This window comes from Phenylobacterium sp. (genome assembly GCF_044371015.1).
Lineage (GTDB): Bacteria > Pseudomonadota > Alphaproteobacteria > Caulobacterales > Caulobacteraceae > Phenylobacterium.
Genome location: NZ_JBILUK010000015.1, coordinates 20,300 through 28,785 on the forward strand (window position 1 = coordinate 20,300; position 8,486 = coordinate 28,785).

Genomic DNA, 8,486 nt, shown 5'->3' on the forward strand with positions numbered 1-8,486 from the left:
CGGTGCGATTCCAGCGTCTCAGGCTCGCCGGATTTAAGTCCTTCGTCGAACCGACGGAGTTCCGGATCGAACCTGGACTGACCGGCGTGGTCGGGCCAAACGGGTGCGGCAAGTCCAATCTGTTGGAGGGCCTGCGCTGGGTCATGGGGGCCAACTCCGCCAAGGCGATGCGCGCCGGCGGCATGGACGATGTGATCTTCGCGGGTTCGGACAAGCGGCCAGGACGCAATCACGCTGAGGTCGCGCTGACCATCGACAACGCCGAGCGTCGTGCGCCCGCGGCGTTCAACGACCATCCGGTGATCGAGGTGGTGCGACGCATCGATCGGGGCGCGGGTTCGACCTACCGCATAAATGGCCGCGAGGTGCGGGCGCGGGATGTGCAGCTGCTTTTCGCCGACGCCTCGACGGGCGCGAGTTCGCCCGCCCTGGTGCGTCAGGGACAGATCTCAGAACTGATCGCGGCCAGGCCTCAGAACCGGCGAATGATCCTGGAAGAGGCGGCCGGCGTTTCGGGTCTCCATTCTCGTCGCCATGAAGCCGAGCTTCGCCTGCGTGCAGCCGAGACCAATCTGACCCGCCTGGATGATGTGGCCCGCGAGCTGGAGACCGGCCTCGGGCGGCTGAAGCGTGAAGCGCGCGCAGCGGAGCGCTACCGCAAGCTGTCGGCCGAGATCCGCGCCCTTCAGAGCGCTGTGTTATGCGCCCGCTGGGCCGAGGCCAGGGCCGCAGCCGCCCGCCTCGCCGAAGAAGCGTCGCAAGCGGCCCGCGCGGTCGAGGCCACGGCGAGGGCGGCGGCGCAGGCGAGCGCCGCAGCGCTGGAGGCCGACGCAGGGATGGCGCCTTTGCGCGAAACCTCGACGATCGCGGTGGCGGTCCTCAACAAACTGGCCATCGACAAGGACCGACTGGATCGCGAGACCGAGGCGCATGCCGCCGAACTGGCGCGACTGGCCGAAGATCTGGCTCGCATTGAGACCGATCAGGCCCGAGAGACCCAGATCGCCGAGGACGCCGCCGCCGCCCTATTGCGGCTCGGGGCGGACCTGCAGACTGTTCTGGCCGAGATCGCTGACGCGCCCGCGCGCGGGCCGGAGTTGGAGGCCGCTGCTCGAGCCGCCGAAACCGCCCGAGCCGCGGCCGACGCGGAGGTGGAGCGACTGGCCGGCGTCGTGGCGAGCGAGGAGGCGGGTCGGAACTCAGCGACACAACGCCTGGAAGCAGCCGAGGCGCGGGCCTCGCGCACACGTCGGGCTCTGGACCAGGCGCGAGGCGAGCGCGCTGCACTGGCGCTACCGGCCGACGACCCTGCCGCCGTCGCTCGGACCCGTTTCGAGGCGGCCGAGGTGGCGCTCACTGCCGCCCGCTCCGCCTTGGAAAACGCTGAAGACGCACGGTCCAAGGCCGCCTCGCGTGAACAGGCGGCGCGTGAGGCCGCACGCAAGGCTGACGAACACCTCGGGCGGCTGACCGCCGAGGCTCGGGCGCTGGCCGGGCTGGTAGCCCAAGCCAGGCGCGGCGGCTTCGCCCCGGCGCTAGAATCAGTGACGCCGGACAAGGGACTTGAGGCCGCCCTGGCCGCTGCTCTTGGCGATGATCTTGATGCGGCCCTCGATCCGGCCAGTCCTGCGCACTGGGGCGGTCGCGATCCCCCGCCGCCGCCCGCCTGGCCTAAGGGCGCGACCCCCATCGCGCCCCTGATCCGCGCCCCGGCCGCCCTGGCTGGCCGCCTCGCCTATGTGGCGCTTGTTGACCAGGCCGATGGCGAACGCTTGTGCTCCGACCTCGCGCCAGGCGCGCGCCTGGTCTCCCGCGAGGGCGATCTCTGGCGTTGGGATGGGTTCACGGTCCGCGCCGAGGCCCCGCGTCCGGCCGCGGTGAGACTAGAGCAGAAGACCCGCCTCGCCGGTCTGGAAGACGAGATAGAAGGTCTGACCCCCGGCGCTGAGACGGCTCGCGCGGCAGCCGCCGACGCACAGGCCGCCGCGCGCGACGCAGACGAGGCGGCCCGCGCCGCCCGCCGCGCCCTGCCGGAACTGGAAGCCGCCGCCGTCCGGGCGCGGAGCGAGCTCGAGACGTTGGATCGCAACGCCGCCCTGGCTCAGGCGCGCGCCGGTTCACTGGATGACCTGATCAGCCGCTTCGAGGCGGAGTATGCTGAGCACCTCGCGGAACGCGATGTCGCCGCGCAGGCGCTGGGCGCACTCACCGACAGTGGCGCGGCGGCGGCGTTGGCCATCGCTCGCGAGGGAGCGCTGGCAGCCCGTACGGCAGACGACGCCGCTCGCGCGGCCCATGCCGAAGAGTTCCGCGCCCATGCCGGCCGCGCACGCCGCCGGGAGATGCTGGAGAGCGAGCGGGCCGACTGGACCCGTCGCGCCGACAGTGCTGCCCGTCGTCTGACACAGCTCGTTGAGGCCCGCGAACGCGCCCACGCCGCACTGGTTCTGGCGCGCGAGGCGCCGACAACGCTGGAAACGCGTCGCGCGCGGCTGCTGGACGAGCTTTCGGTCGCCGAGGCGCGCCGCGCCGCAGCCGACGACGCGCTGGCGGTCGGCGAGTCCGCGCGCACCGCGGCCGAGCGCGCCCTTCGCGCCGCAGACTCAGCCGCCGCCGAGGCCCGGGAGGCCCGCGCGGGTCTCGCGGCGCACGCCGAGGCCGCGGCTCAGCGGTTGACCGAGACCGCTCAGGCGATCCGCGAGGCGGCGCGCCTGGAACCGGAAGAACTCGCCAAGAGGCTGTCAGAAGAAGCGGTGGCCATCCCCACCGATCCGGAAGGCGTCGAGGCGCATCTGTTCGGATTGGAGCGGCAGCGCGATGCGATAGGGCCCGTAAATCTGCGCGCCGAGACCGATGCGACCGAGACGACCCAGAGACTCGAAACTCTGAACGCCGAGCGCGCGGACCTGTCGGGCGCCGTGGCCAAACTGCGCCAAGGGATCGACGAGCTCAATCAAGAAGGGCGCGAGCGGCTCACTGCGGCGTTCGGTGTGATCAACGATCACTTCAAGACCCTGTTCCAGGCGCTGTTCCAGGGCGGTCAGGCCGAATTGCGGCTGATCGAGTCCGATGATCCGCTGGAGGCCGGCCTTGAGATCTACGCTTGCCCGCCAGGCAAGCGGCTAGCCTCAATGAGCCTGCTCTCCGGCGGTGAGCAGGCGCTGACGGCGGCGGCGCTGATCTTTGCGGTTTTCCTGGCCAATCCTGCACCGATCTGCGTGCTGGATGAGGTGGACGCGCCGCTCGATGACGCCAATGTCGACCGCTTCTGCAACCTGCTCGACGAGATGTGCCGGCGCACCGAGACCCGTTTCGTGGTCATTACGCATAACCCGGTGACCATGGCCCGCACCGACCGGTTGTTCGGCGTCACCATGGCCGAGCGCGGCGTCTCGCAACTGGTCTCGGTCGATCTGCGCCAAGCCGAGGCGATGGCCGCACAATAGCCCGCCCCTAGGCGGATCGCGGTGTCGGGAGAATGTCGATTTTATGTTATATATCAATGCATTAAGAGAGCCCGAACGAGCCTTGACGCACCGCTCACGCGTCTGTAGGTTCCGCGCCACCTGAGATCCCGGCTTTGGGGCGGGTGCGGCAGGATGCGAGGCTTCCTTCCATGCCCCATTCAGACGAGACGCGCGACGAAGCGCTTCGAAATCTGAGCGCGCGAGCCGGAGCCTTGGCGGCGCGAACCTCCCAGACGCCAGAGGACTATGGTGCGAAGGCGGGAAGTTATGGTTATCGCCTGCTGGGTGTACTTTTGGGAGGTCTATTCGTAGGCCTAGGGTTTGGAGCCGCCGTCGACGTGGTGGCGGGTATCCGGCCCTGGGGAATGATCGTCGGAGTCCTTCTGGGCTTCGGCATCTCGATCTGGATGGCGGTCCAGTCGGCAAAGAAGATGTCGGCCGAGATCGAACGCGAGCTGGGGCCCCCACGGGATCTCCCGCCTGACGACGAAGACGATTGAAGGAGGTCGAGGCGGCATGGCCGACCCGATGAGTCAGTTCAAGGTCCACAAGATCGTGGACCTGCCCGACTTCACCATCCCCGGCCTGGGTGTGGTGGACATGGCGTTCACCAACTCGACGCTGGCCATGACCCTGGCCGCGGCGGGCATAGCGGTGTTCTTTGGTCTGGCGACGGCGAAGGCCAGTGTTGTGCCGAGCCGCCTGCAGATGGTGGGCGAGGCGGCGTTCAACTACATCGACAACCTCACCACCTCGATCATAGGCGCCGAGGGCCGGACGTTCTTCCCCTTCGTCTTCACCCTCTTTCTGTTCATCCTCTCCATGAACGTTCTGGGCCTGTTCCTGGTGTTCACCGCCACGTCGCAGCTTGCGGTCACCGCGACCCTGGCGGCCATGACGATCCTGCTCGTGCTGGTGATCGGTTTCGTCCGCAACGGCCACAACATGTACAAGCTGTTCGTTCCGGCGGGCGTGCCCTGGTACATGCTGATCCTGGTGACGCCGATCGAGTTCATCTCGTTCCTTCTGCGTCCGGTCACTCTCGCCCTCAGACTCTTCGGCAACATGCTCGGCGGCCACGTGGCGCTGAAGGTGTTCGCTGGCTTCGTGGTCTCGCTGGGCGCGCTCGCCGCCGAGGGAGGCCTGGGCCTGCTCGGCATTCCGGGCGCCATGCTCTCATTGGGCGGCGTCGTGGCGCTGACAGCGCTTGAATTTCTCGTGGCCTTCCTGCAGGCCTTCGTCTTCGCGGTTCTGGCCTGCGTCTATCTGAACGACGTGGTCAACCTCGGCCATCACCACTGACGGCCGGCTCTCAACCCTCAACTTCAACTTCGCACTAGGACCAAAACATCATGGAAGCGGAAGCGGCTAAGTTCATCGGCGCGGGTCTGGCGACCCTCGGCATGATCGGCGCGGGAATCGGCGTGGGCACCCTCTTCAGCGGGTTCCTGCAAGGCGCGACGCGGAATCCGTCGGCGGCTGGCGGCCAGTTCACCAACCTCATCCTCGGCGCGGCCCTGACCGAAGCTCTGGGCATCCTTGCCTTCGTGCTCGGCCTGCTCATCCTCTTCAGCTAAGCCCTGTCCGCCCTTGGCGCGCAGCCTGCGGGCTGCGTGCACTTGGGTCGACCTCAAGGACTTTCGCGCCTGATGGCCCCCGAAATCCCTTCCGCGTCCCCTATGGACGCCAACGACGGCGCCCCCGCGACTGATTCGGTGCACGGCCACGCTGTGCCCGCGGGGACAACCGAGGTCGCCGCGCACGGCGGTGAAGGCGGTGGTTTGCCGCAGTTCGACTTCCAGTACTGGGGCGGCCAGATCATCTGGCTGCTGCTGCTGTTCGCGATTCTCTACATCCTGTTCGCGCGCGTCTTCGTCCCGCGTTTCAGGAGGGTCGCCGAAACCCGGGCCCAGACGATCGCCGACGCCCTGGCCGAGGCGCGCCGCACCCAGGCCGAAGCCGACGCCAAGGCCGAGGCCGTGCGGGCCGATATCGACGCCGCCCGAACGGACGCTCGCCGACTCGTCGCCGACGCCCGTGCGAAGGCGTCTGAAGAGATGGCCCGGACCCAGGCAGCCCAGGACGCAGAATTGGCGGCCCAGGTTGAGACCGCCGAGGTTCGCATCCGCGGTCTCCGCGATCAGGCGATGACCAACGTGCGCGTCATTGCCAACGACACCGCAGAGGCGATCGTGGCGAAGCTTACGGGCAAGCCCATCTCGTCCGCCGAGGCCAAGATCGCCGGAGCCTTCGTCTGATGCCCGACTTCCTGAACCCCGCTGAGGCCAAGTTCTGGGTCGGCGCCGGCCTGCTGATTTTCCTGGTGATCGTGGTCTTTGTGGCCAAGGCGCCGAAGCTGATAGCGGGCGCTCTCGATGCCCGGGTGGCGGCAATCCAGTCCGATCTGGACGAGGCCGCACGCATCCGGGAGGAGGCTCAGCGCCTGCTGACCCAACTACAGGCCGAGCGGGAAGCCGCCCAGCGCCAGGCTCAAGAGATGCTCGCTGCCGCTCAGGAGCAGGTCCAGCAGTTCGAGGCTGAGGCCAAGGCGAAGCTCGAGGAGAGCCTTGCCCGACGTCAGAAGCTGTCCGAACAGCGTATCAAGGTTGCCGAGGTGCGCGCCGAGGCCGAGGTTCGCGCCGCGGCCGCAGACCTGGCCACGAAAATAGCCGAACAGGTGCTGATGCAACGCATCGCCGGCGCGAAGTCTGATCCGTTGATCGATAAAGCGATCAGTCAGCTAGCGGGGAAGCTGCAATAGTTCATGCGTTTCGGACGCCAACGCTTCCACACCTGGAGGCGGCGTCCGGGGTGGAGCGTCTAGCGTTGGGGAACGCCGGACGCTCGTGACCTGTCCACGGACCCCTCGACAGTCCGGACCATGCTGCGGCGGTCCGTCTGGGGAGACCCGCCGAATTCCGGCCTGACGCCGGGCGGTCGCGGGGTCCGTGGACGTTTCCCGATCAGATTCTGGTCAACGTCGGCGGAAGCGGCGGCGCGCGCCGCGCACGAAGCGAAACCGGCGTGGCAGGAGTATGCGTTCCACGCGAAGGGTTTGCTGGTAGAACATCGGCACGAACTCAGGGTCGCGCCGCAACAGCCGGCGGATCGGAGAAATGACCCTTGGGTGCGCCCGCTGCAGGCGTACGAACTGACGTCGCGCCTTGAACGAGTTCTTCAAGACGATCATCAGCCCGACCACAATGACCGGAATGCCCCCAGGGCCCGGCAGGGGCGCGATCAGCACGCCCAACAGGATGATCGCCAGGCCAAGCACCGCCAGCCCGACCCGCTTGATGCGGCCGGCCACCTCGCGTGCGAGGTCGTCCGCGGCGCGGTAGACACGCAAAGAAGGCATGGCGAATGACACTTAAGTCGTCCTGGGGAACGCGCGGCGGGCTGGGGAGGTCCACCGCAACGGAACTCATATGCGTACCTACGAGAGTCCCGTAAAGCCGATCCGCCGTTAAATTTTCATCACGACGGCCTATTCCGCCGCTAATGGCGCCGGCGCCACAGTGGGCTGCTCGGGACGCCACGCCAGCTTCGGCTTCCTTGCCGCAAGGGTTTCATCGAGCCGTCGCAACGGCGCCACATGCGGCGCCTGGCGAAACCGATCGACGTCAGCCGCCTTGGCCGCCTCAGCCAGCGCCAACAGCGCATCGCAGAAGCGATCCAGCTCCGCACGGCTCTCGGTTTCGGTCGGCTCGATCAGCATCGCGCCGTGCACCACCAAGGGGAAATACATCGTCATGGGGTGGAAGCCCTCGTCGATCATCGCCTTGGCGAAATCGAGCGTGGTCACACCCGTACCCTCCAGCCAGGCGTCGTCGAACAACGCTTCATGCATGCAGGGACCGTCCGGGAAGGCTGGCGTCATAGCGTTCGACAGCCGGGCCTTGATGTAGTTGGCGTTCAGTACGGCGTCCTCGGCAACCTGTCGTAGACCGTCCGCGCCATGGCTCCGCATGTAGGCGTAAGCGCGAACGAACATGCCCATCTGGCCATGGAAGGCGCTCATCCGGCCAAAAGCCTGGGCGGCGGCCCCCTCGGGCGCTTCGATCAGAGCTCCATCCACCACCCAGGGCGCCGGGGCGAACGGCGCCAGCGCTGCGGAGAGCACCACCGGCCCGGCGCCAGGGCCCCCACCGCCGTGCGGGGTGGAGAAGGTCTTGTGCAGGTTTATGTGCATGGCGTCGATGCCGAGGTCGCCCGGCCGCACTCTGCCGACGATGGCGTTGAAGTTGGCGCCATCGCAGTAGAAGTAAGCGCCGGCTTCGTGCGTCAACCGCGCGATCTCGACGATCTCGCGCTCAAAGAGGCCGCAGGTGTTGGGGTTGGTGACCATGATCGCGGCGACGTGGTCACCGAGCTTGGCGGCGAGGTCCCCCAGGTCGACGCGGCCGTCGGCGGTCTGGGCGATCTCGGTGACGGAATAGCCGACGAAGGCGGCGGTGGCTGGGTTGGTGCCGTGCGCCGAGGTGGGAACCAGCACGGTGCGACGGGCCCCCTGCCCGGCCGCCTCATGAGCGGCCTTGATGCAGAGCAGGCCGCAAAGCTCGCCGTGGGCGCCAGCCTTGGGCGTCATGGCGACGGCCGGCATGCCAGTCAGGGTCTTCAGCCAGTGGGAAAGGCGCGAGATCAGTTCAAGCGCCCCCGACGTGGTGGAGACCGGAGCCAGCGGGTGCAGGTCGGAAAAGCCCGCCAACCGGGCCATCTTCTCGTTCAGGCGCGGGTTGTGCTTCATGGTGCACGAGCCCAATGGATAGAGCGCCAGGTCGATGGCGTGGTTCTTCTGGCTGAGGCGCACGTAGTGCCGGACGGTCTCGGGCTCGGAGAGACCGGGCAGCGGCAGGCTTGAGCGCACCAACCCGACGAGGTCCGAGGCGTCGACCTCCGCCTCCGGTAGATCCACGCCGGTCTTGTCCCAGCCGCCGAGTTCGAAGATCAGCGGCTCGTCCTGCAGAAGGCCGCGCGCGCCGGTGAGGGTGGTGAAGTCCCCGTTCGCGGCCGTCTCGC

8 protein-coding genes are annotated in these 8,486 nt (G+C 67.9%); 6 read left to right on the forward strand and 2 right to left on the reverse strand.

Annotated elements, in window-relative coordinates; genetic code table 11:
- Positions 1-2: 2 nt before the first annotated feature.
- The 6 genes from ACIQ3R_RS02710 to ACIQ3R_RS02735 all read left to right on the forward strand — a co-directional run bounded on the left by ACIQ3R_RS02710 (position 3) and on the right by ACIQ3R_RS02735 (position 6,228).
- On the forward strand, positions 3-3,446 hold the full coding sequence (locus tag ACIQ3R_RS02710; RefSeq protein WP_397414792.1) for an AAA family ATPase: 3,444 nt from the start codon (positions 3-5) through the stop codon (positions 3,444-3,446).
- A gap of 170 nt (positions 3,447-3,616) precedes the next feature.
- On the forward strand, positions 3,617-3,967 hold the full coding sequence (locus ACIQ3R_RS02715) for a F0F1 ATP synthase assembly protein I (RefSeq protein ID WP_397414794.1): 351 nt from the start codon (positions 3,617-3,619) through the stop codon (positions 3,965-3,967).
- A 16-nt stretch (positions 3,968-3,983) separates the two neighbouring features.
- Entirely contained in the window at positions 3,984-4,769 is a 786-nt protein-coding gene (locus tag ACIQ3R_RS02720) for a F0F1 ATP synthase subunit A (RefSeq protein ID WP_397414796.1), read from the forward strand.
- A 50-nt stretch (positions 4,770-4,819) separates the two neighbouring features.
- Positions 4,820-5,044: a F0F1 ATP synthase subunit C gene (locus ACIQ3R_RS02725; protein ID WP_293382167.1), complete on the forward strand. Its 225-nt coding sequence runs from the start codon at positions 4,820-4,822 to the stop codon at positions 5,042-5,044.
- Positions 5,045-5,116: 72 nt separating this feature from the next.
- Complete coding sequence (locus tag ACIQ3R_RS02730) at positions 5,117-5,725, forward strand: hypothetical protein (RefSeq protein WP_397414798.1); 609 nt, start codon at positions 5,117-5,119, stop codon at positions 5,723-5,725.
- Complete coding sequence (locus ACIQ3R_RS02735) at positions 5,725-6,228, forward strand: F0F1 ATP synthase subunit B (RefSeq protein ID WP_397414800.1); 504 nt, start codon at positions 5,725-5,727, stop codon at positions 6,226-6,228. Before ACIQ3R_RS02730 ends, ACIQ3R_RS02735 begins: the two co-directional genes overlap by 1 nt.
- Before the next feature lie 213 nt (positions 6,229-6,441).
- On the opposite strand, the gene ACIQ3R_RS02740 is transcribed toward ACIQ3R_RS02735, so the two are convergent.
- Together ACIQ3R_RS02740 and gcvPB are read right to left on the reverse strand one after the other, a co-directional pair.
- Positions 6,442-6,825, reverse strand: coding sequence for a PGPGW domain-containing protein (locus tag ACIQ3R_RS02740; RefSeq protein WP_397414802.1), 384 nt, complete (start codon positions 6,823-6,825; stop codon positions 6,442-6,444).
- Positions 6,826-6,954: 129 nt separating this feature from the next.
- The coding region (gene gcvPB / locus ACIQ3R_RS02745; protein ID WP_397414804.1) for an aminomethyl-transferring glycine dehydrogenase subunit GcvPB at positions 6,955-8,486 on the reverse strand (1,532 nt) is incomplete at its 5' end.